At 73.4% G+C, this 25,161-nt stretch carries 29 protein-coding genes; 13 read left to right on the top strand and 16 right to left on the bottom strand.

What is annotated here, in order from left to right; all coding sequences use genetic code 11:
- Position 1: 1 nt before the first annotated feature.
- The 3 genes from D6B71_RS07765 to hflX all read right to left on the bottom strand — a co-directional run bounded on the left by D6B71_RS07765 (position 2) and on the right by hflX (position 4,651).
- Positions 2-2,053 (bottom strand): ATP-dependent DNA helicase, encoded by a 2,052-nt coding sequence (locus tag D6B71_RS07765; protein ID WP_121253667.1) that lies wholly within the window; start codon positions 2,051-2,053, stop codon positions 2-4.
- 56 nt (positions 2,054-2,109) lie between these two features.
- Positions 2,110-2,838 (bottom strand): SGNH/GDSL hydrolase family protein, encoded by a 729-nt coding sequence (locus tag D6B71_RS07760; RefSeq protein ID WP_121253665.1) that lies wholly within the window; start codon positions 2,836-2,838, stop codon positions 2,110-2,112.
- Between the two features lie 244 nt (positions 2,839-3,082).
- Positions 3,083-4,651 (bottom strand): GTPase HflX, encoded by a 1,569-nt coding sequence (gene hflX, locus D6B71_RS07755; RefSeq protein ID WP_121253663.1) that lies wholly within the window; start codon positions 4,649-4,651, stop codon positions 3,083-3,085.
- Between the two features lie 172 nt (positions 4,652-4,823).
- On the opposite strand from hflX, the gene D6B71_RS07750 reads away from it, so the two are divergent.
- Positions 4,824-5,528, top strand: a complete 705-nt coding sequence (locus D6B71_RS07750) for a nucleoside/nucleotide kinase family protein (protein WP_121253661.1) — start codon at positions 4,824-4,826, stop codon at positions 5,526-5,528.
- Here D6B71_RS07750 and D6B71_RS07745 read toward each other — a convergent pair.
- Positions 5,482-5,937, bottom strand: a complete 456-nt coding sequence (locus D6B71_RS07745; RefSeq protein WP_121253659.1) for a hypothetical protein — start codon at positions 5,935-5,937, stop codon at positions 5,482-5,484. The genes D6B71_RS07750 and D6B71_RS07745 overlap by 47 nt on opposite strands.
- A gap of 44 nt (positions 5,938-5,981) precedes the next feature.
- On the bottom strand, positions 5,982-6,824 hold the full coding sequence (locus D6B71_RS07740; protein ID WP_121253657.1) for an AraC family transcriptional regulator: 843 nt from the start codon (positions 6,822-6,824) through the stop codon (positions 5,982-5,984).
- Between the two features lie 52 nt (positions 6,825-6,876).
- Here D6B71_RS07740 and D6B71_RS07735 point away from each other — a divergent pair, with 52 nt between their 5' ends.
- Positions 6,877-7,443, top strand: a complete 567-nt coding sequence (locus D6B71_RS07735) for a maleylpyruvate isomerase family mycothiol-dependent enzyme (protein ID WP_121253656.1) — start codon at positions 6,877-6,879, stop codon at positions 7,441-7,443.
- A 9-nt stretch (positions 7,444-7,452) separates the two neighbouring features.
- On the opposite strand, the gene D6B71_RS07730 is transcribed toward D6B71_RS07735, so the two are convergent.
- On the bottom strand, positions 7,453-8,229 hold the full coding sequence (locus D6B71_RS07730) for an SDR family NAD(P)-dependent oxidoreductase (RefSeq protein ID WP_121253931.1): 777 nt from the start codon (positions 8,227-8,229) through the stop codon (positions 7,453-7,455).
- A gap of 132 nt (positions 8,230-8,361) precedes the next feature.
- Between D6B71_RS07730 and D6B71_RS07725 the strand changes: the two genes are divergently transcribed.
- Positions 8,362-8,871, top strand: a complete 510-nt coding sequence (locus D6B71_RS07725) for a hypothetical protein (protein ID WP_121253654.1) — start codon at positions 8,362-8,364, stop codon at positions 8,869-8,871.
- On the opposite strand, the gene dapF is transcribed toward D6B71_RS07725, so the two are convergent.
- The 5 genes from dapF to miaA form a co-directional block, all read right to left on the bottom strand.
- Entirely contained in the window at positions 8,840-9,727 is an 888-nt protein-coding gene (dapF, locus tag D6B71_RS07720; protein WP_121253652.1) for a diaminopimelate epimerase, read from the bottom strand. The genes D6B71_RS07725 and dapF overlap by 32 nt on opposite strands.
- Complete coding sequence (locus D6B71_RS07715; RefSeq protein WP_338036786.1) at positions 9,720-10,388, bottom strand: MSMEG_1061 family FMN-dependent PPOX-type flavoprotein; 669 nt, start codon at positions 10,386-10,388, stop codon at positions 9,720-9,722. Before D6B71_RS07715 ends, dapF begins: the two co-directional genes overlap by 8 nt.
- A 72-nt stretch (positions 10,389-10,460) precedes the next feature.
- A complete protein-coding gene (locus D6B71_RS07710; protein ID WP_121253650.1) occupies positions 10,461-11,015 on the bottom strand; it encodes a dihydrofolate reductase family protein in 555 nt (184 codons plus the stop codon).
- Between the two features lie 151 nt (positions 11,016-11,166).
- Positions 11,167-12,186 (bottom strand): serine hydrolase domain-containing protein, encoded by a 1,020-nt coding sequence (locus D6B71_RS07705; RefSeq protein ID WP_121253648.1) that lies wholly within the window; start codon positions 12,184-12,186, stop codon positions 11,167-11,169.
- Positions 12,183-13,118, bottom strand: coding sequence for a tRNA (adenosine(37)-N6)-dimethylallyltransferase MiaA (miaA, locus tag D6B71_RS07700; protein WP_121253646.1), 936 nt, complete (start codon positions 13,116-13,118; stop codon positions 12,183-12,185). Before miaA ends, D6B71_RS07705 begins: the two co-directional genes overlap by 4 nt.
- Positions 13,119-13,188: 70 nt before the next feature.
- Here miaA and D6B71_RS07695 point away from each other — a divergent pair, with 70 nt between their 5' ends.
- The 5 genes from D6B71_RS07695 to D6B71_RS07675 all read left to right on the top strand — a co-directional run bounded on the left by D6B71_RS07695 (position 13,189) and on the right by D6B71_RS07675 (position 15,027).
- Positions 13,189-13,485, top strand: a complete 297-nt coding sequence (locus D6B71_RS07695) for a hypothetical protein (protein ID WP_121253644.1) — start codon at positions 13,189-13,191, stop codon at positions 13,483-13,485.
- A gap of 78 nt (positions 13,486-13,563) precedes the next feature.
- Positions 13,564-13,767 (top strand): hypothetical protein, encoded by a 204-nt coding sequence (locus D6B71_RS07690; protein WP_121253642.1) that lies wholly within the window; start codon positions 13,564-13,566, stop codon positions 13,765-13,767.
- On the top strand, positions 13,764-14,267 hold the full coding sequence (locus tag D6B71_RS07685; RefSeq protein WP_240641206.1) for an NUDIX domain-containing protein: 504 nt from the start codon (positions 13,764-13,766) through the stop codon (positions 14,265-14,267). The genes D6B71_RS07690 and D6B71_RS07685 overlap by 4 nt, the downstream gene beginning before the upstream one ends.
- Before the next feature lie 41 nt (positions 14,268-14,308).
- Positions 14,309-14,608 carry a hypothetical protein gene (locus tag D6B71_RS07680; RefSeq protein WP_126688202.1) on the top strand — a complete coding sequence of 100 codons (300 nt, stop codon included), beginning with the start codon at positions 14,309-14,311 and terminating at the stop codon, positions 14,606-14,608.
- Complete coding sequence (locus tag D6B71_RS07675) at positions 14,605-15,027, top strand: hypothetical protein (RefSeq protein WP_121253638.1); 423 nt, start codon at positions 14,605-14,607, stop codon at positions 15,025-15,027. The genes D6B71_RS07680 and D6B71_RS07675 overlap by 4 nt, the downstream gene beginning before the upstream one ends.
- A gap of 50 nt (positions 15,028-15,077) precedes the next feature.
- Here the strand turns inward: D6B71_RS07675 and D6B71_RS07670 are convergent, their stop codons facing one another.
- Entirely contained in the window at positions 15,078-16,043 is a 966-nt protein-coding gene (locus D6B71_RS07670) for a hypothetical protein (protein WP_121253636.1), read from the bottom strand.
- 136 nt (positions 16,044-16,179) lie between these two features.
- Positions 16,180-17,727, bottom strand: coding sequence for a tRNA (N6-isopentenyl adenosine(37)-C2)-methylthiotransferase MiaB (gene miaB / locus D6B71_RS07665; protein ID WP_121253634.1), 1,548 nt, complete (start codon positions 17,725-17,727; stop codon positions 16,180-16,182).
- 130 nt (positions 17,728-17,857) lie between these two features.
- Between miaB and D6B71_RS07660 the strand changes: the two genes are divergently transcribed.
- From D6B71_RS07660 to D6B71_RS07645, 4 genes are all read left to right on the top strand, one after another.
- Positions 17,858-18,634 (top strand): amino acid ABC transporter ATP-binding protein, encoded by a 777-nt coding sequence (locus D6B71_RS07660; RefSeq protein WP_121253632.1) that lies wholly within the window; start codon positions 17,858-17,860, stop codon positions 18,632-18,634.
- A gap of 76 nt (positions 18,635-18,710) precedes the next feature.
- Positions 18,711-19,607 carry a glutamate ABC transporter substrate-binding protein gene (locus D6B71_RS07655; RefSeq protein WP_121253630.1) on the top strand — a complete coding sequence of 299 codons (897 nt, stop codon included), beginning with the start codon at positions 18,711-18,713 and terminating at the stop codon, positions 19,605-19,607.
- A 99-nt stretch (positions 19,608-19,706) separates the two neighbouring features.
- Positions 19,707-20,393, top strand: a complete 687-nt coding sequence (locus tag D6B71_RS07650; RefSeq protein WP_121253628.1) for an amino acid ABC transporter permease — start codon at positions 19,707-19,709, stop codon at positions 20,391-20,393.
- Position 20,394: 1 nt separating this feature from the next.
- On the top strand, positions 20,395-21,270 hold the full coding sequence (locus tag D6B71_RS07645; protein ID WP_121253626.1) for an amino acid ABC transporter permease: 876 nt from the start codon (positions 20,395-20,397) through the stop codon (positions 21,268-21,270).
- A 229-nt stretch (positions 21,271-21,499) separates the two neighbouring features.
- On the opposite strand, the gene D6B71_RS07640 is transcribed toward D6B71_RS07645, so the two are convergent.
- Together D6B71_RS07640 and D6B71_RS07635 are read right to left on the bottom strand one after the other, a co-directional pair.
- Positions 21,500-21,886, bottom strand: a complete 387-nt coding sequence (locus D6B71_RS07640; RefSeq protein WP_121253624.1) for a VOC family protein — start codon at positions 21,884-21,886, stop codon at positions 21,500-21,502.
- Positions 21,883-22,653 (bottom strand): trans-aconitate 2-methyltransferase, encoded by a 771-nt coding sequence (locus D6B71_RS07635; protein ID WP_121253622.1) that lies wholly within the window; start codon positions 22,651-22,653, stop codon positions 21,883-21,885. The genes D6B71_RS07640 and D6B71_RS07635 overlap by 4 nt, the downstream gene beginning before the upstream one ends.
- Before the next feature lie 107 nt (positions 22,654-22,760).
- Between D6B71_RS07635 and D6B71_RS07630 the strand changes: the two genes are divergently transcribed.
- Positions 22,761-23,246, top strand: coding sequence for a MarR family winged helix-turn-helix transcriptional regulator (locus D6B71_RS07630; protein ID WP_121253620.1), 486 nt, complete (start codon positions 22,761-22,763; stop codon positions 23,244-23,246).
- A 66-nt stretch (positions 23,247-23,312) separates the two neighbouring features.
- Here D6B71_RS07630 and D6B71_RS07625 read toward each other — a convergent pair whose 3' ends face one another.
- Positions 23,313-25,148, bottom strand: coding sequence for an ABC-F family ATP-binding cassette domain-containing protein (locus tag D6B71_RS07625; protein ID WP_121253618.1), 1,836 nt, complete (start codon positions 25,146-25,148; stop codon positions 23,313-23,315).
- Positions 25,149-25,161: the final 13 nt, after the last annotated feature.

Genomic DNA, 25,161 nt, shown 5'->3' with positions numbered 1-25,161 from the left:
GTCAGCCTTTCGCCAACCTGGTCAGCGCCTGTCGGACCACCGCCGGGTCGGTGGTGGTCCACATGGGGGGCAGGCTGGCCTTGAGGAACCCGCCGTAGCGGGCGGTGGCCAGCCGCGGGTCGAGCACCGCCACGACTCCCCGGTCGGACGTGGTGCGGATCAGCCGCCCCGCGCCCTGGGCCATCAGCAGCGCGGCATGGGTGGCCGCCACCTGCATGAACCCGTTGCCGCCGGCCTGGTCGGCGGCGCGCTGGCGCGCGCTCATCAAGGGGTCGTCGGGCCGCGGGAACGGGATGCGGTCGATCAGCACCAGCTGGCAGGTCTCGCCGGGCACGTCGAGCCCCTGCCACAGCGAGAGCGTGCCGAACAGGCAGGTGTGGGGATCCTCGACGAACTGCTTGGCCAGCTCGGGCAGCTGGGCGTCGCCCTGGGCGAGGGTGGTCAGGTGGGGCAGGCGCTCGCGGATCGCCTCGGCCGCGGTCTCGGCCGCGCGGCGGGAGGAGAACAGCCCCAGGGTGCGGCCCTCGGCGGCGTCGACCAGCTCGGCGATCTCGTCGAGCTGCCTGGCGCCCAGCCCGTCGCGCCCGGGCGGCGGCAGGTGGCGGGCGACGTACAAGATGGCCTGGCGGCCGTAGTCGAAGGGCGAGCCGACGTCGAGGCCGCGCCACGGCAGGGCGCTCGGGCCCGGGGACGCCGCCACCTGGGCGCCGTCGCCGGCGACCCGCTCGGACGGCTTGAGGCCGACGCTGGTGGCGACCGAGCTGAAGTCGCCGCCGAGCATCAGCGTGGCCGAGGTGAACACGACGGTCTTCTCGGTGAGCAGCTTGTCGCGCATCGGCCCCCACACCTGCAGCGGCGCCACGCACAGCCGTGGCGGGATGCGGGACTGGCCGGCCTGGCCGCCCTCCGCCAGCCACAGCACGTCGGAGTCGAGGTCGGCGGCCATCCGCTCGGTGGTGACGAAGACCTCCTGCACCGACCCCTTCGCCTGGGTGCGGCCGGGGTCGGCGTCGCCGTCGGAGGACTCCTTGGGGTAGGCCGACAGGCACGACCGCGCGGCGTCGCGGACCAGCACGAGCGCGTCGGCGAGGTGCTGGGGCATCGTGTCGATGCGGCCCGCATCGGTCTGGGTGATCGCGTCGGACAGCGTGTCGGCGGCGTCGGCGAGGTCGTCGGCCTCGCTGCCCTCGACGTGGCGCTGCGAGCGGCGGGCGGCGCGCTCGACGTCGGCGACGGTGAGCTCGTCGGTGGCCGCCTGGGTGACCCGGGCGGTCAGCTCGTGGGCCTCGTCGATGACCACCACGTCGTAGTCGGGGATCATCGGCACCCCCTCGATCGCGTCGATCGCGAGCAGCGAATGGTTGGTGACGACGAGGTGTGAGCGGTGCGCCTTCTCGCGGGCGCGCTCGGCGAAGCACTCCTGCCCGAAGGGGCACTTGGTGGCGCCGAGGCAGTCGCGGTGGCCGACGCTGACCTGGCGCCACTCGCGCTCGGTGTGGCGCGGCGCGGCGTCGCGCTCACCGGTGCCGCCCTGCTCGGACTCGCGCTCGGCCCACGTGCGGAGCTCGAGGACCTTCTTGCCCATCGAGCCCTCGGGCACGTCGACGAGGGTGCCCTGGTCGTCGGGCACGCCCTCGCGGATGCGGTGCAGGCAGGCGTAGTTCGAGCGACCCTTGAGCACCGCGTAGGAGGTGTCGACCTCGGGGTGGGTGGTCTGCAGCGCGTCGACCAGCCGCGGGATGTCACGCTCGACCAGCTGGTGCTGCAGGGCCAGGGTCGCGGTGGCGACCACCACCCGCTCGCGGTGGAGCAGGCTCGGCACCAGGTAGGCCAGCGACTTGCCGGTGCCGGTGCCGGCCTGCACCAGCAGGTGGCGCTCGGCGTCCATCGCGTCGGCCACCGCCTCGGCCATCTGCACCTGGCCGGTGCGCTCCTGGCCGCCGAGCGCGGCCACGGCCGCCGTCAGCACCTCGCGCACCGTCACCTCGGGGGTGTCGGCGGCAGACCCGGTGCTGGGGTCGGTGCCTGGTTCGGCGGCGGGTGCGGCGGTCACCGCAGCACCCTAGCCGCGGCCTCCGACAGGCCCCGGGTCGGCGCGGTCGGCCACGGTCAGAGGCCGAGCTCGGCGACCTGCGCGGCGACGTACGCCCCGAATGCGCGGTGCCCCTCGGGGGTCAGGTGCAGCCGGTCGTCGAGGTAGGTGAGCTCGAGGCCGGCCGCAGACACGTAGGCGAGCCGGTGCCGCGCGGCCAGCCCCGCCAGCAGCGCGTCGACGCGCGGCACGGCCGCGGCGCGGGCGGGGGCGGGCACCGGGCCGACCACGACGACGCTGCGGCCCGCGAGGGCGCCGGCGAGGCGCGCGAACCCGGCCCGGATCTCGGCGTCGGACTGGTCGTAGTCGTTCAGCCCGCCCTCGACGACCACCAGGTCGGCGCTGCCGGGGACCCCGGCCAGGGCGTCGGGGGCACGGTCGGCGAACGAGACCGGACCGCACCCGCTGGCGCGCGCGCTGAACCCGGAGCCGGAGAATCCGGCCACGTGCACCCGACCGGGCAGCTCGACCGGCCACGAGGACGACGCGTCCACCAACCCGAGGCCGGCGGAGTAGGAGTCACCGATCACCAGCACGTCGCGGCCCGACCCGGTCACCGCCGCGGCGCGGGCTGCCGCATCGGCCGTGAAGCGCTCACAGCGTCCGGGCCGGTCGCCGATCGCGCGGTCGCCCAGATAGAGGGTGAGGACGGCGACGAGCAGCGCCGCGCAGACCACGGGCACGAGGCGGGCCCGGGTCCGCGGTGAGTGCAGCGGGTTCAGGCCCGCGACCCCCCGAAGAGTCACGCACCGATGATCGCTGGCGAGGGGGGTGTTTGTTCCCTAAACGGCGAAGTTCGGCCGCGGGCACGAGCGTGGGGGCGCCAGCAAAGCCCCAAGCCGCCTTGCTGGACGCGACCGCATCCCCCAGGACGCCGGCGGTGGACGCCGGCGACCGGCGACTCCTTCCCCGTCTGCGGACCGCGCAAACCTCACGGGTTCAGCCCGGATCGGCAGGGCCGGCGCGGGGAGAAGCGGCGGGTCGCGCCGCTCAGGACGAGGTGACGGCGTACGCCGCCAGCTCGCCGGCGAGATCCTCGTTGGCGCGGCCCTGCACGAGGGTGCCGTCGGCGGTGTGCTCCATCGAGGCGATCTCGCCGTGCTGGTGCAGACGGTTGATCAGGTCGCCACGCTCGTAGGGCAGCAGCGCGCTGAACTCGACGTCGGGCCGCGGCAGCTCGCTCTCGACCACCTGCCGCGCCTCGGCGATGCCCTCACCGGTCTTGGCCGAGACCACGACCGAGTGCGGCTCGCGCTGGCGCAGCCGGGCGAGCACCATCGGGTCGGCGGCGTCGGCCTTGTTGATGACGACCAGCTCGGGCACCTTGTCGGCGCCGATCTCGGCGAGCACCTCGCGCACCGCGGCCAGCTGGCCCTCGGGGTCGGGGTGGGAGCCGTCGACGACGTGCAGGATCAGGTCGGAGTCGGCGACCTCCTCCAGCGTCGAGCGGAACGCCTCGACCAACTGGTGCGGCAGGTGGCGGACGAAGCCGACGGTGTCGCTCATCGTGTAGACGCGGCCGTCGGCGGTGGTGGTGCGCCGGGTGGTCGGGTCGAGGGTGGCGAACAGGGCGTCCTCGACCAGCACTCCGGCGTCGGTGAGCCGGTTGAGCAGGCTGGACTTGCCGGCGTTGGTGTAGCCGGCGATCGCGACGCTGGGGATCTGGTGGCGACGGCGGGAGGCCCGTTTGGTGTCGCGGGTGCCCTTCATCTCCTTCAGCTCGCGGCGCAGCTTGGCGATCTTGGTGTTGATGCGCCGCCGGTCGGTCTCGATCTTGGTCTCACCGGGGCCGCGGCCACCGATGCCGGCGCCCGCGGCGACCCGGCCACCGGCCTGGCGCGACAGGTTGCCGCCCCAGCCGCGAAGGCGCTGCTTCATGTAGTTGAGCTGGGCGAGCTCGACCTGCGCCTGGCCCTCCTTGGACTTCGCGTGCTGGGCGAAGATGTCGAGGATCAGCGCGGTGCGGTCGACGACCTTGACCTTGAGCCGGTCCTCGAGGTTGCGCAGCTGGCTGGGCGCGAGCTCGCCGTCGCAGATGACGGTGTCGGCGCCGGTGGACTGCACGATCTCGCGGAGCCCGTCGACCTTGCCGCGGCCGATGTAGGTGGCGGGGTCGGGGCGCTGGCGGCGCTGGAAGATCGCCTCGAGCACCTCGGAGCCGGCGGTCTCGGCGAGCAGGGCGAGCTCGGCCATGGAGTTCTCGGCGTCGGCGACGCTGCCGTCGGTCCAGACACCGACCAGGACGACCCGCTCCAAGCGCAGCTGGCGGTACTCGACCTCGGTGATGTCCTCGAGGTCGGTGCGCAGCCCGGCGACGCGGCGCAGCGCGTGGCGCTCGGCGAGCTCCATCGCGCCGACCGTGGGGTCTTCCTCGGGGTCGGGCTCGTCGGCGTAGCCGGAGACGAACCCGTCGTCGGCGTCCTCGGACTCGTCGAGGTCGGCGTCGGGCTCGACGGGCTCGTCGTAGTCTCCGGCGTCCCAGGCGCGGGTCTGCGCGAGCTCGGCGTCGAGGGAGAAGTCCAGGTCGGACTCGGCTGCGGGGCGGTGTGCGTTCGTCATGTGCCTTCCAGCGTAGGTGGCGACCGGTACCCGTGCGAGCCGATTAGCAGTCGCCACGGCCGGTCAGCCGGCCACCTGGTGCAACACCCGGACCCAGCCGAGGATTCCGCGGAGACGAGCAACCCGACCGAGAAGCATCCGACCCGGCGCGCCGACGTGGCAGGCTCGGGCCGTGCCCGAGACCGTCGCCCTCTCCCCCGACGGCCACGAGCTGGCCGGGCTGCTTCCGGCGAGCGGTGGAGGGAGGGTCCTGCTCGGCATCACCGGAGCTCCCGGTGCCGGCAAGTCGACGCTGGCCGCCGCGCTCACCGCGGCGTACGGCGCATGCGTGGTGCCGATGGACGGGTTCCACCTCGCCGACGTCGAGCTGGCCCGCCGCGGCCTGCTCGACCGCAAGGGCGCGCCGGAGACCTTCGACGCATGGGGGTACGCCGCGCTGCTGGGCCGGATGCGCCGGCCGGCGGACGCCACCGAGGTGGTGATGGCCCCGGCCTTCGAGCGCGACTTGGAGCAGCCGCTGGCCGGGGCCATCCCGGTGCCGCCGGACGCGGCGCTGGTGGTGACCGAGGGCAACTACCTGCTGCTCGGGGACGAGCCGTGGCCCCGGGTGCGGGCCGAGCTCGACGCGGTCTGGCACGTGGTCACCGACGACGGGGTGCGGCGCGAACGCCTGGTCGCGCGACACGTGGCGTTCGGCAAGTCGCCGGCCGCGGCGCGGACGTGGGTGGAGCGCGTCGACGAGCCCAACGCCCGGCTGGTCGAGGCGACCGTGCACCGGGCCGACCTGGTGCTCGACCTGGGTGCGTGGGCCGGCGGGGCCACGGCTGGGGTCAGCCGACGATCCGGACCCGCAGCGGCTCGGACCCCTCGGTCTTGAGCACCGCCGGCCCGAGCGGCTGGTCGGCGGGGACCGTGAAGGTCCAGGTGACCTGACCGAGGCGACCGTCGTCGGCGGTGCCGGCGTCGGCGACGGCCAGCGACACCTGCGTCGGCGTCGGGCGACCGTGGAGCAGCACCAGCTCGACGTCGCTCATCGGCTCCTCGGTCTCGCCCTCATCGCCGCCCGAGCAGCCGAGGACCGATCCGCCGCCGGTGTCGTCGCAGCCCTCGACGAACCCCCGGCCGGTCACGGTGACCCGCTCCCCTGCGTGCAGCACCACCGGTGTCCGGGCCGCGCCGGGCACCTCGAGCGAGGGGGCGGCACAGGACGCGGCCGCCGGCTGCTGCGGGAAGGGGGCCACCGCCGCGGCGAGCATGACGGCGATGCCGAACGAGCGCGCAGACATGGCGGTGGGACGCCGGGCAGGGGCGAGACGTTCCCGCGGCGGCGTCATCGCGGCCTCGGCTCCGCGGCGTACTGCCCGGGGGTGAGGCCGGTGGCGGTGCGGAAGTCGCGGGCGAAGTGGGACTGGTCGCTGTAGCCCAGGTCGACCGCGACCCGGGATAGATCGGGCGGCTCGGGCGATCGCAGCCGCTCGGCGGCCTCGTGCAGGCGGCGGCGCTGGATCAGCCACTTGGGTGAGAGGCCGATGCGGCGGGCGGTGAGCCGCTGCAGGGTGCGCTCGCCGAGCGCGAACTTCTCGCACAGCTGGCTCACCCGCTGCACCTCGGGGTCGCCCTCGACGTGCTCGACGACCGCGTTGACCAGCAGGCCCTCGTCGTCGACCGGCAGCAGTCGTGAGAGGTGCTCCTCGAAGACGCCGACCACCGCGGCCTGGCGGTCGCGGTCGTCGGGCTCGTCGCCGACCGCGGCCCGCACGTCGTGCTCGAGCGCCGGGCCGTCGAGGGCCGCGGCCGCGTCGAGCGGCACGAACCGGTCGGTGAGGGTCTGCACCGGTCCCCCCGCCAGCCGCTCGCCGGCGGCCGGTTGGAGCATGGCGCCCATCGCCCATCCGCGGCCGCGCAGCTCCTGCACCGACAGCCCGCGTTGGGGACCGACGAGCCTGGCGTAGGAGTCGGCGACGACGATCAGGCAGACGGGGTACTGCAGCACCCGCTGGTGGGTGACGACTCCCGGCTCCAGCGACCAGACCGGCATCCAGTAGCGCCGGACCAAGTCGCTCAGCCCCGGCGACGGGGCGTAGCGGTGGATCGGGGGCGAGAAGCCGGCGGCGTCGCGCAGATGGGCGCGTTCGACGGGGTCGATCCGTCGCGGCGGCAGCTCCGGGGGCATGTGTCGGATTCTTGCAAGAGCCGCCGACGTCGCGCCGCCCAGAATCGCGGCCATGACCACCACGACTCACACCACGACAGACATCGATGCCCTCGTCGAGGGCTACTTCGACCGTGCCGCCCGCCTCACCACCGTGGTGCAGGCCGGCGGCGACTGGGACGGCGCCAGCCCCTGCGAGGGCTGGACCGCCACCGACGTGCTCGACCACGTCATCGACACCCAGCGCGACTTCCTCGCCCAGCAGGGGGTCGACCTGGGCCCGGCCCCGACCGGCGAACCGGCCGAGCGGTGGGCGGCGCACCTGAACGCCGTACGCCGCGTGCTCGGCGACCGCGGCATCGCCGGCCGCGAGTACGACGGGTACTTCGGCCGCACCACGATCGCGGCCACGATGGCCACGTTCTACGGCTTCGACCTGGTCGCCCACCGCTGGGACCTGGCCCGGGCGCTCGGCCACGACGACCGCTGGACCGAGGCGGAGATGGACGCCCTCGACCGGGCGGTCGACGGGTTCGGCGAGCACTTCTACGCCGAGGGCATCAGCAAGCCCGCGCTCCCGGTGCCCGACGGCGCCGACCGGCAGACCGCGCTGCTGGCCCGGATGGGGCGCCGGGCGTAGGTCAGCGGATCACTTGGGCGGCATCCGGATGCCGCCGTCGACCCGGACGACCTCGCCGTTCATGTAGGAGTTGGTCAGGCACTCCACGACCATGCTCGCCAGCTCGTCGGGCACCCCGAGCCGCTTCGGGAACAGCACCGACTCGCCGAGCTTGGCCTTGAACGCCTCTGCGCTCTCGCCCTCGCCGTAGATCGGGGTGTCGATCAGACCGGGGGCGACGGTGTTGAGCCGGATGCCGGCGGCCGAGAGGTCCCGCGCGACCGGCAGCGTCATGCCGACCACGCCGCCCTTGGAGGAGGAGTACGCCGCCTGGCCGATCTGGCCGTCGAACGCGGCGACGCTGGCCAGGTTGACGATCGCACCGCGGCAGCCGTCGGCGTCCGGCTCGTTGCGGCTCATCACCGACGCGGCCTGCCGGACCACGTCGAAGGTGCCGATCAGGTTGATCGCGATCACCTTGGTGAACGCGGCCAGGTCGTGGGCGGAGTCGATCTGGCCATCGCGGCCGATCGTGCGCTGCGCCCAGCCGATGCCCGCGGAGTTCACGACCGCGCGCAGCGGGGCGATCTCGGCGGCGGCGTTGACGGCCGCGGTGATCTGGTCGGTGTCGGTGACGTCGACGCGGGCGAAGACCCCGCCGATCTCCTGGGCGAGCGCCTCGCCCTTGTCGGCCTGCAGGTCGGCGACCACGACGGTCGCCCCCTTCGCGGCGAGCTGGCGGGCGGCGGCGGCGCCGATGCCGGAGGCGCCGCCGGTGACGAGAGCACTGGATCCGTTGATGTCCATGCGCGGGAGCATAGGGGCCACCCGACCGCGGCCCGGTGGGGGCTTCGGCCTGGTGGGAACGGGCCGGCCGGACCACCGCCCGCGAGTACGCGTGCTCAGGTGCGCCGGGCGGTCGCGGGGCAAGGTGGGGTCATGTCCACACTGCGCGACGGGTCCACACTGCGCGACGGCCGCCAGGTCGTGACCGAGCTGTTGCTGGGGTTCGCCCTCCTGCTGGCCGCTGCCAGCGCCCCGGCGATCTGGTTCTTCGAGATCAGCTTCCAGCTCGCGGGAACCTACGCGAGCCGGGAGGACTACCGGGCGGCCACCGCCGCGGCGGTCACGGGGGCACTGCTCCTCCTGGTGGCGACGCTGCTGCTGTGGCCACGCCTGACCACCTGGTTCTCCCGCTCCGTGGCGCTCGGCGGGATCGGCGTCCAGGTGCTGCTCGCCGTGACCGGCTGGGCCCAGGGCCCGGACGCACCCGCCGCCAGGTGGGGGGCCACGTCTCCGGGCGAGGCCGTCGGGCAGACCCTGCTGATGCCGATGAGCTGGCCCCTGGAGCTGGCGCTGCTCACCGCACTCGTCCGCGGCGCCGCGCAGCTGCTCGGCGGCGGGCTCAGGGGTCGGCTCAGAGGGCGGTCGTCCCCCGCGCGACGATGACCGCGGGGCCGCTGAGCAGCACCGGGTTGCCGTCCCCGAGCAGGGTGACGTGCACGGTGCCGCCGGGCACGTCGACCCGACAAATCCAGGTGTCGCCGTCGCGGACTCGCACGCCTGCCGCCAGGCCGGTGGCGACCGCCACCGCGCAGGCCCCGGTGCCGCAGGAGCGGGTCTCCCCGGAGCCCCGCTCGTGCACCCGCATCGACACGTGCCCCTGCTCCTTCTCGGAGGGGGAGCCGGAGTCGGGGTGGCGCACCACGAACTCGACGTTGACCCCGGCCGGATAGACGTCGACGTCGTGCCCGGGCGGCTCGGTGAGAGCACCCGCGTCGGCGAGGTCGCCGACGAACGCGACCGCGTGCGGGTTGCCCATGTCGACGTGGACGGCCGGCCACATCCGGTCGCCGACCCAGACGCTGGTGTCGCCGAGCAGGCGGGCCGGGCCCATGTCGGCGGTGATCTGCTCGCCCTCGACCCGCACCACCTTCAGACCGGCGCGGGTGCCGATCGGGATCGGGGCCGAGCCGTCGACCAGGCCCTCCTCGACCAGATGCCGGGCGAAGACGCGGATGCCGTTGCCGCACATCTCCGACAGCGACCCGTCGCTGTTGCGGTAGTCCATGAACCACTCCGCCTCGGCGGGCGCGACGAACGCCTGCGCGTCGGCGTACGCCGCGGTGCGGACCACGCGCAGCACGCCGTCGCCGCCGATGCCGGCGCGGCGGTCGCACAACGCCGCCACCCGGACCGGGTCGAGGTCGCCGTGCACCGCGGCGTCGTGGTCGGGCAGCAGCACGAAGTCGTTCTCGGTGCCGTGCCCCTTCAGGAACGGATAGGGACCGGCCGGCTCAGCCATAGAGCTTCTCCTCGTAGGCGGGACCGTAGTAGTCGTCGAGCTGCTCCAGCGTCATGCCGGTCGGCTCGTGACGGTGCGCCAACACGGCTCGGCGCGGCACCAGCGCGTCGGGCTGCCAGGTCTCGGGCTTCCACAGCTGCGAGCGCAGGAACGCCTTCGAGCAGTGGAAGAACACCTCCTCGACGTCGACGACGACCGCGAGGATCGGGCGATGCCCCTTCACGGTCATCTCGTCGAAGAACGGGGCGTCGCTGACCAGCCGGGCCCGGCCGTTGACCCGCAGCGTGTCGCCGCGGCCGGGGATCACGAAGACCAGCCCGACGAACGGGTTCTCGACGATGTTGCGGTAGCCGTCGACGCGGCGGTTGCCCGGCCGCTCCGCGATCGCGATGGTGCGGTCGTCGATCACGTGCACGAGCCGGCCGGCCGGGTCGCCCTTCGGCGAGGCGTCGCAGCGTCCGTCGGCGGAGGTGGTGGCCAGCACGCAGAACGGGGAGGCGCGCAGCCAGTCGCGGTCGACCTCGGTCAACGCCGGCCGGGTCTTGTCGCGCACCCGCGGGATCGGCTCGCCCACCAGGCCCACCAGCGTCTCCACGTCGTCGACGCTCACCCATCCGGCGCGGTCGTCGGCGGGAGTGGGGCTGTCGGTCGTCGCGGTCACGGCTCCAAACTACGGCGTACGCCGATCCGGCCGCGCGGCGGTTTCGCGGCGCGGCAGGTGCCCGCCGGTCACTCAGCCGTTGAGCGGGCCCTTCACGGCATAGCGCGCCACGCAGAAGTCGCCGTTGCGCCCGGCCTCGAGCAGCTCGAGGGTGAGCCGCCGCGGCAGCAGCGGCCGGCCGGCGCCGAGGGTGGTCGCGGCGATCGACACCACGATCTCGTCGAGCAGCCCCGCGTCGGCGAACTGGCCGGCCAGGTCGCCGCCGCCGATCACCCAGCGGTCGCGGTCACCGGCCGCGGCCACCATCGCCTCGTGCACCGGCCGCACGTCACCGCTGACGAAGGTCACGTTGTCGGCGAGCGGCTCGAGGTCGGTGCGGTGGGTCATCACCCAGAGCGGGGCGGTGTAGGGCCACGGCTCGCCGGTCTTCGCCAGGTGGTCGCGGATCCAGCAGTAGGACGTCGCGCCGGTGACCATCGCCCCGACCCCGGGGAGGAACCGGTCGAAGTTCAGCAGCGGGTTGTCGTCGTCCATCTGCTGGGTGAACAGCCAGTCGAGGCTGTCGGACGGGTCGGCGATGAACCCGTCGAGCGTGGTCGCGGTGTGGTAGATCGTCTTGCCGGTCACGGTCGTCCTCTCCGTCGGATGCGCAGGGCCACACCCTGCACCCGGCCACCGACAGCCATTCCCAGATCGCCGTGCCGAGGCGTCACTCGTTCCGCGATACACCGGGTCTCTGCCAGCTCGACCACCGGGGATGACCCGTGACGGGTCGGCGTCAGGCGGCCAGAGCCCGGAGCAGCCGCAGGCCGGTGCCGGTCACGCCGCGGGCGCGACTGCGCAGCACCACCACGGCGTCGCCCGTCGCGGGCACCACCGCCGCGAACGAGCGGTAGCCACCCGTGCCGCCGTCGTGGAACAGCGCGTCGTGGGCCAGCCGCGTTCGCGCCGGGCCGCCGGCGGGCACGATCATCCAGCCCAGACCGACACCGATCCGGCCCACCTGGTGCCGCTGGCGAGCCGTCTCGGCGGCTGCCGCCACCAGGTCGGGTGGACCGGCCGGGTCCGGCCCGTGCAGGGCGAGCAGGCGCAACAGGTCGGCGGCGGTCGAGCGCAGCCCGCCGGCCCCGGCGAGCTCGGCGAGGTCCCACGCGCCCGCCGGGCGGCCGAGCCAGCCGTGCCCCGGCGCCGTCCGCGCCGCCTGCTCGGCCGACGGCTCCAGCACGGTGTCGGCCAGGCCGAGCGGGCCGGTCACGCGGTCGGCGACCAGCGCGGCGTACGACGTGCCGGCAGCGCGTGCCAGGGCGAAGCCGAGCAGTCCGGCGCCGTAGTTGGAGTAGCCGAACTTCTCGCCCGGCGGCCGCTCCGGCTTCGTCTCGGCGACCGCCCGCAGCAGCCGCTGCTCGTCGAAGGACGCGTAGGGGTCGTGCCGCTCACTGGTCATGCCGCGCCACAGGGAGCCCGCCGGCAGCCGCGGGAACCCGGAGTGGTGGCTGGCCAGGTCGCTCAACGTGACCGGCCGGACCACCACCGGGGGCGCGACCGGCAGGTGCGCGGCCACGGGGTCGTCGAGCCCCACCACCCCCTCGGCGGCAAGCAGCGCGAGCAGGGTCGCGGTGACGGTCTTGGTGACCGACCCGATCTCGAACAGCGACGAGGGCCCGTCGGGCAGGTCGCCCCGGCCCCAGGTGTGCACGGCGCCGCCGCGGCGCACCGCGACCACCATCCCACCCGGGCCGGAACGTCGCGGCAGCAGCGCGGCGAGGTCGGCGGGCGGCCCGATCGGCGACTCGGTCATGCCGCCGAGCCTGCCACGGCCGCGATCGCCGACAGCGCCCGCTCGACCCGGTCGTCGTCGTCCCAGCGCACCCAGTGGATGCGGGGGTCCTTGCGGAACCAGGCGTCCTGCCGCCGGGCGAACCGGCGGGTGGCCACCACCGTGCGCTCGCGAGCCTCGTCGAGGCTCAGCTCACCCGCGAGGTGCGCCGCGACCTCGCGGTAGCCGATCGCCCGCGACGCGGTGCGCCCCTCCGCCAGCCCCTCGTCGAGCAGCCGGGCCACCTCGTCGACGAGTCCGGCGGCGAACATCGCGTCGACCCGCTGCTCGATGCGCGCGTCGAGGGTGGGGCGGTCGATGTCGACGCCGATCTGCACGGTCGCCGGGTCGGCGTACTCCAGGCGCGGCAGCGACGCGGTGAACGGGCGGCCGGTGATCTCGACGACCTCGAGCGCACGCACGACGCGGCGCCCGTTCTCGACCAGGATCCGGTCGGCGGCCTCGGGGTCGACCTCGCGCAGCCGGTCGTGCAGGGCGGCCGAGCCGTGTCGCTCGAGCTCCTCCTCGAGCCGCCGGCGTACCGCCTCGTCGGTGCCGGGAAACTCGAAGTGGTCCAGGATCGCGCGGGTGTAGAGGGCCGATCCGCCGACCAGGACCGGCACGGTGCCGGCCGCCCGCAGCCGGCCGATCACCTCCCGGGCCCAGCCCTGGAACTCCGCGACGGTGGCCGGATCACGCACGCTCAGCGTGTCGAGCAGGTGGTGCCGGATGTCGCGCCGCTCGGCCTCAGGCAGCTTCGCGGTGCCGATGTCCATGCCGCGGTAGACCTGCATGGCGTCGGTGTTGACGATCTCGCCGCCGAGCCGCTCGGCGAGGTCGAGGGAGATGCCGGTCTTGCCGGCCGCGGTCGCGCCCACCACCGCGACCAGCGGGGGGCAGGTCGGGTCGGGCACCGGCTTAGTGTCGCAAACGGTGGGTACGTGGTCGGCGACAGTGACGACCACGAGAGGCAGGCCCGCACCGATGAGCGACCAGCCCGCAACGCCTGACGAGTTCCGGCAGGGCCCCGAGGACCCCGACCGCCCCGGCGGGCCCGACGCGCAGCCGGCGCCTCGCACCCCCGTGCGCACCGACACCCCCGAGCAGGTCATGGACCCGATCCCCGGCGCCAAGGACCCCGGACCGCAGGTGCAGCGGGTGACCCGCGACGACACCCCCGACCCGCCGCCGGTCACCGGCGCCGACGAGCACCAGGGCGACGCGGCCCGGGCCCGGCAGGAGCAGAATGCTGAGACGTCGGCGGACCAGCCGTCCGCCTGACGCACCGAGCGCGCGGCGCCGCCACGCGGAGCACGGGGTTGGCCCTCGCCCCGAGAGCCACCCGGGAAGGAGCAGCAGATGACCGGAGTATCCCCCGAGACGCCGCTGGAGAACGTCGCCGAGGAGGTCCCGCCCAGCACCGAGCCCGACGCCGAGGAGTACCTCCCCAGCGAGGCCGAGACCGAGTCCACGGACACCGGCACGGTCTACGACAGCCAGGGCGAGGCCGAGGCCACACCGCACGACCTCACCGAGGACGCTGACGAGGAAGCCCAGGAGTGAGCGGCGCCGACCGTCCCGTGCCCGACCCCGGGCACGGGCGGTTCGTCGTCGTCCCCGCCGCCTACGTGTTCCTGCTGCGCGAGGGTGCCACCGGCACCGAGGTGCTGCTCCAGCTGCGCCAGAACACCGGGTTCATGGACGGCCACTGGGCCGCCGCCGCTGCCGGGCACGTCGAGCGCGGCGAGACGGCGTACGACGCGGCACGGCGCGAGGCCCGCGAGGAGGTCGCGGTCGACGACCTCGCCCTTGAGTTCCTGACCACGATGCAGCGCACCCGCGGGGGCGAGCCGATCGACGAGCGGGTCGACTTCTTCTTCGCCGCCCGCTCCTGGTCGGGCGAGCCCCGGATCGTGGAGCCGGAGAAGTGCGCCGAGCTGCGGTGGGTGCCGCTCGACGGGCTCGACGGTCTGCCGGGCCCGGTGGTGCCGCACGAGCGGGCCGTGTTGGAGGCGCTGCGATCGGGTACGGCTGAGGGGTACATCACGTTCGGCTTCGACTGACAGCTCCGGCCGGCCGGGCGCGGACCCAGGGAGGGACACCCATGACAGAACGGACCGGCGGGCACGTGCGGCAACCCACCGTCAGCGGCGATCTCGGGCCGATGCCCACGCCACGGATCGACCCCGGCGAGCCGCCTCCGGGAGGCGCCGACGCGGTCACCGAGGGGGCCTTCGACGCGCCGCTGGTCCCCGACCTGTCTCCCGACCTGAACCCCGAGACCAAGGGCGACTCGGTGCCCGACCCGCTGCGCGAGGGCGAGGACACCAGCACCGAGGCGACCGCAGGCCGCAGCGACGAGGCCCAGGAGCCCGACGAGCCCGAGAAGGAGTCCCCGGTATGACCTCGACACCGTCCGGCCCCGACGACCGCCCCACCCCCGACCGGCTGCCGACCGCCGAGGAGTCGGCGATCGACCAGGCGTCGCCGGTCGCGGCTGCCGACCGCAGCACCCGGCCCGACACCGACCTGCCCCGCGACCTGGAGGACTTCCGCGAGTCCACTCCGGGCTCCGCCGGGCCGCAGGGCGCCTCGGGTGGCATGGGGGTGAGCAGCGAGCGGGTCGGCCACAGCGGACCCGGCCAGACTTCCACCGACGGCTTCAACGACACCTCGCCCGCCCCGCCGGCCCGTGAGGGGGCGCCGCCGGAGCAGTCGACCGGGGGTCCCGAGGAGAACCCGGTCGGGCTCGACCCGAAGGCGGGCTACGCGGCCAGCGACCCGCGGTCGGACGACAAGCCGTTCCAGACCCGCGGCTCCTGATCCGCGCCTGATGTGTCATTTGCTGCCAGCATCCGGCAGCGAATGACACATCAGACCGCGACTCCCACGGCCGCCACGGCGCATCGGGGCCCACACGGGCGGACGGCTCCCCTCCAGCCCCGTGCCTGCAGCAGGTCTCCCACCTTCGCTGCGGTCTGACAGGATCGGTCGAAGACCTGCCCCCAGCCGAGCCGGACCGTGTCGCGGCCGGTGAGGGCGGCGTCCAGGTCACGTTCGAGGTCGGCATCGCGCGCCGCCGCTCCGGAGTGGAACAGCGCGCCGTCCAGCTCGACCAGCAGCACGCCGTAGTCGGCGTCGCGGTAGACCACCCGCCCGCGCCCGTCGACCTCGACCGCCTGGCGGCGTGCGCGCGGGAGCCCGTGGGGGCGCTCCACCAGCGTCAGGTAGCCGTGCTCGAGCACCGACGTCGTACCGTCGCGCAGGTCCGCCAGCACCGCGACCAGCCAGCCCCTCCGCGCGATGCGCGCGCGATCGGCAAGCGTGGCGAGCAGCCGTTCGGGGGTGGTCCGGCGCTCCTGCACGGCCCGCGCCAACACACCCACCCCGTAGAGGTCAGGGTGACATTCCGCGACGACGTCGAGCACCGCCTCCTCGTAGCGCAGCCGCGGCGGGGAGGCGTTCCACAGGACTCGCGCGGACAACCCCGCCTGGCGCACCACCCGCACGCCGGGCGGCGGCCGGACCTTCCGGCCATGGGCCACCGCGACCACGATCGTCCGCTCCGGCCCGGGCCGGCCGGGTCCCTCGGCCGCCCGCAGCGCCGACCAGCCGGCGAGGGCGGCCGGCGCCGCATGCAGCACCGCTGCCCAGGCGCGCTGCGACCAGGTCGGCTGGCCGGTGTGCACGACGTAGACGCCCGGGTGGAGCACCGTGAGCTCGCGGCGCCGCACGAGACGGCGTACGCCGTGCTCGGCGAGACCGCTCTCGAGCAGCTGCGCGCGTGCGATCACGCCGTCCTGGATGGCAGCGAGCCGGCGCCACTCGTCGTTGGTCACGCGGTCAGGCTGCGCGAGCGTCGCCGGGCGGGACGAGCCCAGTCCCCGCAACCTGTGGACGACCGGCGCCGGGGCTCAACTGTGGAACTTGCTGCCAGCATCCGGCAGCAAGTGACACATCAAGCCTGCGCCGCCGTCAGCCGCAGGCGGGAGCGGGTGGCAGTGGCGCGGGGACGCCGAGTGCGGGCATGCCGAGCGAGACGCCGGCCGGCTCGGGCGCGCGACCCTGGCGGGCCTCCCACGCGTCACCGGAGCGGGTACGCCGCACGGCCAGGACCGGCCCGTCGGCGACCAGGTGGTGCGGGGCGGCGTAGGTGACCTCGACGGTGACCATGTCGCCCGGCCGGATCTCGGCAGGCTCGATCCCCGGCGCGAGCTCGGGCGAGAAGTGCACGAGCCGGTTGTCGGGCGCCCGGCCCGAGAGCCGGTGGGTGGCGGCGTCCTTGCGGCCCTCGCCCTCGGCGACCATCAGCTCGAGACGGCGGCCGACCTGGCGCTTGTTCTCCTCCCAGGCGATCTCGTTGACCAGCGCGGCGAGGCGCTCGTAGCGGTGACCCACCACCTCCGGCGGCACCTGGTCGTCGAGCACCGCGGCCGGGGTGCCGGGGCGCTTGGAGTACTGGAAGGTGAAGGCGCCGGAGAACCGGGCGGCCCGGACCACGTCGAGGGTGGCCTGGAAGTCCTCCTCGGTCTCACCCGGGAAGCCGACGATGATGTCGGTCGTGATCGCCGCGTCGGGGATCGCGGCACGCACCCGGTCGATGATGCCGAGGAACTTCGAGGACCGGTAGGAGCGGCGCATCGCGCGCAGCACCGCATCGGAGCCGGACTGCAGGGGCATGTGCAGCGACGGCATCACGTTGGGGGTCTGCGCCATCGCCTCGATCACGTCGTCGGTGAACTCCGCGGGGTGGGGCGAGGTGAACCGGACCCGCTCCAGGCCCTCGATCTCGCCGCAGGCGCGCAGCAGCTTGGAGAACGCCTGGCGGTCGCCGAACTCGACGCCGTAGGCGTTGACGTTCTGGCCGAGCAGGGTCACCTCGGTGACGCCCTCGGCGACCAGCGCGCGCACCTCGGCGAGGATGTCGCCGGGGCGGCGGTCCTTCTCCTTGCCGCGCAGCGCCGGGACGATGCAGAACGTGCAGGTGTTGTTGCACCCGACCGAGATCGAGACCCACGCGGCGTACGCCGACTCGCGCTTGGTGGGCAGCGTGGAGGGGAAGACGTCGAGCGACTCGAGGATCTCGACCTGCGCCTCCTGCTGCACCCGGGCCCGCTCGAGCAGCACCGGCAGCGAGCCGATGTTGTGGGTGCCGAACACGACGTCGACCCAGGGGGCCTTCTTCACGATCGTGTCGCGGTCCTTCTGCGCCAGGCAGCCGCCGACCGCGATCTGCATCTGGGGGTTCTTCGCCTTCGCGGGGGCGAGGTGGCCGAGGTTGCCGTAGAGCTTGTTGTCGGCGTTCTCGCGCACCGCGCAGGTGTTGAACACGACGACGTCAGGGGGGCCGGCCTGGTCGCCGGCGGGCGCGGCGACGTAGCCCGCGTCCTCGAGCAGGCCGGTGAGCCGCTCGGAGTCGTGCACGTTCATCTGGCACCCGTAGGTGCGCACCTCGTAGGTGCGCGGGTGCGTGGGGCGCGCGGAGTTCGTGGGCGCGGCGGGGGCCTCGGGCTGAGCAGTCATGACCGGTCCAGGGTACGGCGCGGCGCGGCGTCCGCCGGAATCGCAGTCAGGGTCACGATCGGGCCACGGATCCGCACCACCGGGGGCTCGGGATAGCCCGAACGGACTATCTGGGACTAGGTTGCCCCGCATGACTGCGCAGGGGGCGGAGCCTCGTTCGACCGTCCAGGGCGAGGCCCTGGTGGTGCTGGACCACGTCGACAAGTGGTTCGGCGAGCTGCACGTGCTCCGCGACATCGACCTGACCATCCACCGCGGCGAGGTGGTCGTGGTGATCGGCCCGTCGGGGTCGGGCAAGTCGACGCTGTGCCGGGCGATCAACCGGTTGGAGACCATCGACAAGGGCACGATCAGCCTCGACGGCGAGCCGCTCCCCCAGGAGGGCAAGGCGCTGGCGGCGCTGCGGGCCGAGGTCGGCATGGTCTTCCAGAGCTTCAACCTCTTCGCCCACAAGACGATCCTCGAGAACGTCATGCTCGGCCCGGTCAAGGTGCGCAAGCAGGACAAGGCGGCCGCCGAGCAGCGGGCGATGGAGCTGCTCGCGCGGGTCGGCATCGAGCACCAGGCGCAGAAGTACCCAGCGCAGCTCTCCGGCGGCCAGCAGCAGCGGGTCGCGATCGCCCGGGCGCTGGCGATGGACCCCAAGGTCATGCTCTTCGACGAGCCGACCTCCGCGCTCGACCCGGAGATGATCAAGGAGGTCCTCGACGTCATGGTCGACCTGGCCCGCCAGGGCATGACCATGGTGGTGGTCACCCACGAGATGGGCTTCGCGCGCACCGCCGCCGACCGGGTGGTGTTCATGTCCGACGGCGCGATCGTCGAGGAGAACACCCCCGAGGAGTTCTTCACCAACCCGCGCTCGGAGCGAGCGCAGGACTTCCTCGGCAAGATCCTCAAGCACTGAGATCCCCGGCGCCCGGCGGCCGTCGGGTGCCCGAGACGACAGGGTCGGAACTCCGGCTCGGGAGAAGGAGAGAACGATGCGACTGATCAGGACCAAGGCCGCACTCGCCACCGCGGCACTCGCGCTCACGATGGCCGCCTGCGGCGACGCCGGCGACGACGGGGAGGCCGCCGACACCCCCGAGGTCGAGGTCGAGGAGAACGCCGCCGACGAGTTCGACGAGGGCACCCGGATGCGCGAGCTGGCCGAGGCCGGCTCGATCAACATCGGGGTCAAGTTCGACCAGCCCGGCATCGGCTTCAAGGGCGCCACCGACGACATCCCGCAGGGCTTCGACCCCGAGATCGGCAAGATCCTCGCCGCCGACCTCGGCATCGCCCCCGACGACATCACCTGGACCGAGACGATCTCCGACAACCGCGAGCCGTTCCTGGAGTCCGGCGAGGTCGACCTGGTGATCGCGTCGTACTCGATCACCGACGAGCGGCGCGCGGTCGTGGGCCAGGCCGGCCCCTACTACGAGACCGGGCAGCAGCTGCTCGTGCACGCCGACAACGACGAGATCGAGGGTGTCGAGGACATCAAGGGCATGGAGGTCTGCTCGGTCACCGGCTCGACCTCGCTCGACAACGTCAAGGCCGAGGGCGCCAAGCCCCGCGGCTTCGACACCTACTCCGAGTGCGTCGACCAGGTGCTCGACGGCACGGTCGACGCGATGACCACCGACGGCGCGATCCTGCTCGGCTACGCCGCGGAGAACCCCGACGAGCTGAAGGTCGTGGGCGACCCGTTCTCCACCGAGCGCTACGGCGTGGGCTACTCCCCCGACGCGCCCGAGATGTGCGAATGGATCAACGAGCAGCTCACTGAGGCCTTCGAGGACGGCTCCTGGGAGGAGGCCTTCGAGGCGACTCTGGGCCTCTCCGACGTCGAGACCCCGGAGACCCCGGAGCTCGACCCCTGCCAGGGCTGAGTCAGGACTGAGCCGAGGCCGAACCACCGTTGACCGCCGACCGGCGGGCGTCCCGCACCGGGTCGCCCGCCGGTCCTCAGCAGCAAGGAGGTACGCCGCGTGGAAGCGGTGTTCTCTGACTTCGACGAGTACCTCAAGGCGTTCGGCCTGACCCTGCTGCTGTTCGTGGTCTCCGGGGCGGCGTCCCTGGTGCTGGGGCTGTTCCTCGCCGCACTGCGGGTCGGCCCGGTCTCGATCATGCGGCGCGCGGCGGCGCTCTACGTGATCATGTTCCGCAACACACCGCTGCTGATGATCTTCGTGTTCATGATGTTCGCGATGCCCCGACTCGGGGTGACGTTCCTCTTCGTCGAGGAGGTCCGCATCGGCGACTGGAACCCCTCGGCGTTCTTCACCCGCGCCAGCCTGGCACTCACGCTCTACACCTCCGCGTTCGTGTGCGAGGCTTTCCGTTCCGGCATCAACGCGGTGCCGCTCGGTCAGGCGGAGGCCGCGCGATCCATCGGGCTGACCTTCGGCCAGAGCATGCGGCTAGTCGTGCTCCCCCAGGCGGGACGTGCCGTGATCCCGCCGCTGACCAGCGTCCAGGTCGCACTGTTGAAGAACACCTCGGTCGCGGCGGCCTTCGGGATGGCCGAGGCCGCCTATTACATGCGCACCTCGCTGAACAACCACGCCGACCAGCGACCGGAGATCTTCTTGATGATCGCGATCGGCTACGTCGTGCTGGTCGAGCTCGTGACGCTCTCCTCCTACGCGCTCGAGCGTCGCTGGAAGGTGGCGTGAGATGGCTGGCAGCGTGCTCTTCGACGCCCCGGGGCCCAAGACCGTCGCCCGGCACCGACTCTACGCCCTGCTCACCTATCTCGGCCTGGCCGGGTTGGTCGCGCTCTTCGTCTGGCGGATGCACGACCGTGGCCAGCTCGACTACGAGCGCTACTGGGAGGTCTTCGTGACCCCCGCCTACGTCGAGGTGCTGCTGACCGGGCTGCTGGACACCCTGCAGATGGCGGCGGCCGCGATCGTGCTCGCGGTGGCGTTCGGGCTGGCGTTCGGCGTCGGCAAGCTGTCGGAGCACCGGTGGCTGCGGTGGCCGAGCTGGCTGGTCGTCGAGTTCTTCCGCGCCGTGCCGGTCATCATCTTGATGATCTTCCTGGCCAGCGCCTTCTCCTACGGCGACGGCCCGCTCAGCCGGTTCTGGTGCGTCGTGATCGCGCTGCTGCTCTACAACGGCGCCGTGCTGGCCGAGGTCTTCCGTGCCGGTATCAACGCGGTTCCCCGCGGGCAGGTCGAGGCGGCGTACGCCCTGGGCATGCGCAAGAGCCAGGTGATGGCGCAGATCCAGCTGCCCCAGGCGGTCAAGACGATGCTGCCGGCGCTGATCAGCCAGTGCGTGGTGGCGCTGAAGGACACCAGCCTGGGCACGATCATCGTGGCGCCCGGCCTGACCTACGTCTTCGACAAGATCACCGGCGAGTTCCGCAACCACGTCGCGGCCGCTCTGGTGATCACCGCGATGTACGTGACGGTCAACCTGCTGCTGACCGCACTCGCCACCTGGGTGCAGCGGCGCTACGTCGGAGAGAAGCGCCCGGTGGCGTTCGACCCCGGCCAGGGGGGCGTGGTCCCGCTCACGACCGGCGAAGACGCGGGCCGGTCCTGACGGCCCACCCCATCCCCCCGGGAGGGTGACCAGGAACACCGGGCAGCACCCCTTCCGGTGAGCATAGGAACTGCTATGGTTGCGCTCGCGCCCACCGCTGCGGAGGGCGCCGCCGCGCTTCAGGCCGGTCCAGGACGGCCCCTCGGGAGGAGCTCCCCCCGCTTCGCTCGAGGGGTCGCCCTGGACCGGCCGTCGCGATTTCACAGCCGATGACGCAGCCCCGTCCCCCTCACCGGCGGGCAAGCAGCTCGACCCGGTTGCCGTGCCCGTCGAAGGCGTGCCAGCGCAGGTGCCCGGGGAACGTCTCCCGCTCGCGGCCGTCGACCTCGAAGCCCAGCCGGCGCAGCCGGTCGGCGATCGCGTCGAGGGCGGTCACGTCGTCGAGCAGCAGCGCCGGGTGCGCCTTGCGGGCGGGGGCGAACGGCTCCTCGACGCCGACGTGCACCTCCGCGGTGACGGCGCCACCGTCGTCGTACGCACGGAACCACGCTCCGCCCCGGCCGGCCAGCGCTTCGGGCTTGGCCACCTCGACCAGGCCGAGCCCGTCGGCGTAGAACCGCCGCGCGACCTCCTCCCCGCCGCGCGGGCAGGCGACCTGCACGTGGTGCAGTCTCATCGGCTCCTCCTCGCCACCACGAACACCCGTCGGAACGGCAGCACGACACCACCCGGCCCGGGCGGGTACGCCGCGGCGAGACGGCGACGCAGCTCGTCCTCGAAGTCCGGGCGCAGGTCGTCGGGCAGCGCCTGCAGGGTGGGCCGGGCGCCAGTGCCGGAGATCCAGGTGAAGACCGGGTCGGTTCCGGTGAGCACGTGGAGGTAGGTGGTCTCCCAGGCGTCGACCTCGCAGCCGAGCGCAGCCAGCCGTTCGAGGTAGGTGACGGCGTCGTGGGCGGCCGGCTCGGCGGCGCCGCGGGTGTGCGCGGCGTACGGCTCCTCGGCGGCGAGCTCGCGGCGCAGCGCGTGGCTGGGCTGGTCGGCGTTGCCGGGCACCTGGAACGCCAGCCAGCCGCCGGGCCGCACGGCGTCGAGCAGGCGGGGCAGCAGGTCGAGGTGGCCGGGCACCCACTGCAGCGTGGCGTTGGAGACGAGCACGTCGACCGGTGCGGCGGGCGACCAGTCGCGCAGGTCGACGAGCTCGAACCGGACGCCGTCGACGGCGGCGCGGGCGGCCTCGACCATCTCGGGGCTCGCGTCGACACCGAGCACGTCGGCGCCGGGCCAGCGTTCCCGGAGCAACGCGGTGAGCGTGCCCGGCCCGCAGCCGAGGTCGACCACGGTGGCCGGGCTGTCGGCGCCGACCCGGGCGAGCAGGTCGACGAAGGGCCGGGCGCGCTCGTCGGCGTAGGTCAGGTAGCGGGCGGGATCCCAGAGGTGGCTCATCGCGACTCCAGTGTCGGACGGAAGATGTCTTGATGTCGAGATATCTCCCAGCCTGCGCCCAGATCGTCTTGATGTCAAGATTCTCGATCCAGGAGTACGCTGCTGCCATGCGGGACGAGGTCGACGAGCTGGTCGAGGCGTGGGCGCGCGAGCGCGCCGACCTCGATCTCGGCCCGGTCGCCGTCTTCAGCCGGATCTCGCGGCTCGCCCGCCACCTCGACCTGGCCCGGCGCGAGGCGTTCACCGCGCACGGCCTGGCCGGCTGGGAGTTCGACGTGCTCGCCGCGCTGCGGCGCGCGGGCGCCCCCTACGAGCTCTCCCCCGGGCGGCTGCTGCGCGAGACGCTGGTGACCAGCGGCACGATGACCAACCGGGTCGACCGGCTGGCCGGCCGCGGACTGGTCGAGCGCTACCCCGACCCCGACGACCGGCGCGGGGTCATCGTCCGGCTCACCGTGGAGGGCAAGGCCGCCGTCGACGGTGCGTTCACCGCGCTGCTGGAGGCCGAGCGCCAGTTCCTCGACGAGCTCTCGCCCGAGGAGCAGAACGACCTCGCCGTGCTGCTCCGCACGCTGCTGCGGCCGTTCAGCTGAGCCGGAGCCAGGGCGCGGTCTCGGCAAGCTCGACCACCGCAGGCAGGCTCGACCACCGGACCTCGCCTATTCGATGACCTCGGCGGCCTCGAGCCACTCCAGCTCGAGCTCCTCCTTCTCGGCCGCGAGCTCACGCAGCTGCTCCGAGAGGGAAGCGAGGCGCTCGTAGTCGTGGGCGTGCTCGGCGACCTCGGCGTTGAGCGCGCCCTCCTGCTCGGCGATCCGCTCCAGACGCTTGTCGATGCGGGCGATCACCTTGCGGGCGGCGCGCTCCTCGGCGCTGCCGGCTCGCGCCTTCGGGGCGGAGGGCGCACCTGCCGCCGAGCTCCCCGGCGAAGGTGCCGAGGCTGCCGCTCGCTCCTCCCGACGGTCGGCCGCCGCGTCCGCGGCCGCCTGCTCGGCGAGCCTCAGGTCTGCGGCACGCCGCTCGAGGTACTCGTCGACGCCGCGGGGCAGCATCGAGATCTGGCCGTCACCCAGCAGCGCCCACACCGAGTCGGTGACCCGCTCCAGGAAGTAGCGGTCGTGGGAGACCACCACCAGGGTGCCCGGCCAGCTGTCGAGGAAGTCCTCGAGCACGTTGAGGGTGTCGATGTCGAGGTCGTTGGTCGGCTCGTCGAGCAGCAGCACGTTGGGCTCGGTGAGCAGGATCCGCAGCAGCTGGAACCGGCGCCGCTCGCCGCCGGACAGGTCGCCGATGCGCGCGGTGAGCCGGTCGCCGGTGAAGCCGAACCGCTCCAGCAGCGCCGACGCCGTGAGCTCCTGGCCCTCGACGGTCTTCGACACCCGGCGGATCGACTCCACGGTCGGCAGCACCCGGCCGTCCGGGTCGAGGTCGTCGAGCGCCTGGGTGAGGTGCTGCAGCACGACGGTGCGCCCGTGCTTGACCCGACCGACCGTCGGTGACAGCTCTCCGGAGAGCAGCGAGAGCACCGAGGTCTTGCCGGCGCCGTTGACCCCGACCAGACCGACCCGGTCGCCCGGCCCCAGTCGCCAGGTGGCGTGCGAGAGCAGGGTGCGCTCGCCGCGGACCAGGTCGGCGTCCTCGATGTCGATGACGTCCTTGCCCAGCCGCTGGGTGGCGAAGCGCTGCAGCTCGAGCCGGTCCCGCGGCGGCGGGACGTCCTCGATCAGCGAGTTCGCCGCGTCGATGCGGAACTTCGGCTTCGAGGTGCGGGCCGGGGGGCCGCGGCGCAGCCAGGCCAGCTCCTTGCGCACCAGGTTCTGCCGCCGGACCTCCGCCGCCGACGCCTGGCGCTGCCGCTCCGCCTTGGCCAGCACGTGCGCGGCGTAGCCGCCCTCGTAGACGTCGACCACCCCGTCGTGGACCTCCCAGGTCCACTGGCAGACCGCGTCGAGGAACCACCGGTCGTGGGTCACCACGACCAGGGCGGAGGAGCGCTTCGCGAGGTGGTCGGCCAGCCAGGCCACCGCCTCGACGTCGAGGTGGTTGGTGGGCTCGTCGAGCACGACGAGGTCGTGCTCGCCCAGCAGCAGCGCGGCCAGCGAGCAGCGCCGCCGCTCCCCGCCGGAGAGCCCGAGCACCGCCCGGTCCAGCTCGACGCCGGCCAGCAGCACCTCCACGACCTCGCGGGTGCGGGGGTCGGCGGCCCACTCGTGGTCGTCGCGGCCACCGAGCACCGCCTCGCGCACCGTGTGGGTGTCGACCAGCGCGTCGCCCTGGTGCAGGTAGCCGATCAGCAGGCCGCGGGAGCGCGAGACCCGGCCCGAGTCGGGCTCCTCGAGGCCGGTCATCACCTCCAGCAGCGTGGTCTTGCCGTCGCCGTTGCGGCCGACGATGCCGATCCGCTCGCCCTCGCCGATGCCCAGCGAGACGTCGTCGAGCAGCGGGCGCACGCCGTACGCCTTCGACACCCGCTCGAGGTTGATCAGGTTGGCCATGGGTCCTCCTGGA

The organism is Nocardioides ferulae (genome assembly GCF_003660455.1).
GTDB lineage: Bacteria > Actinomycetota > Actinomycetes > Propionibacteriales > Nocardioidaceae > Nocardioides > Nocardioides ferulae.
The sequence above is the reverse complement of the archived record's forward strand: the minus strand, read 5'-3'. Positions and strand labels throughout refer to the sequence as shown.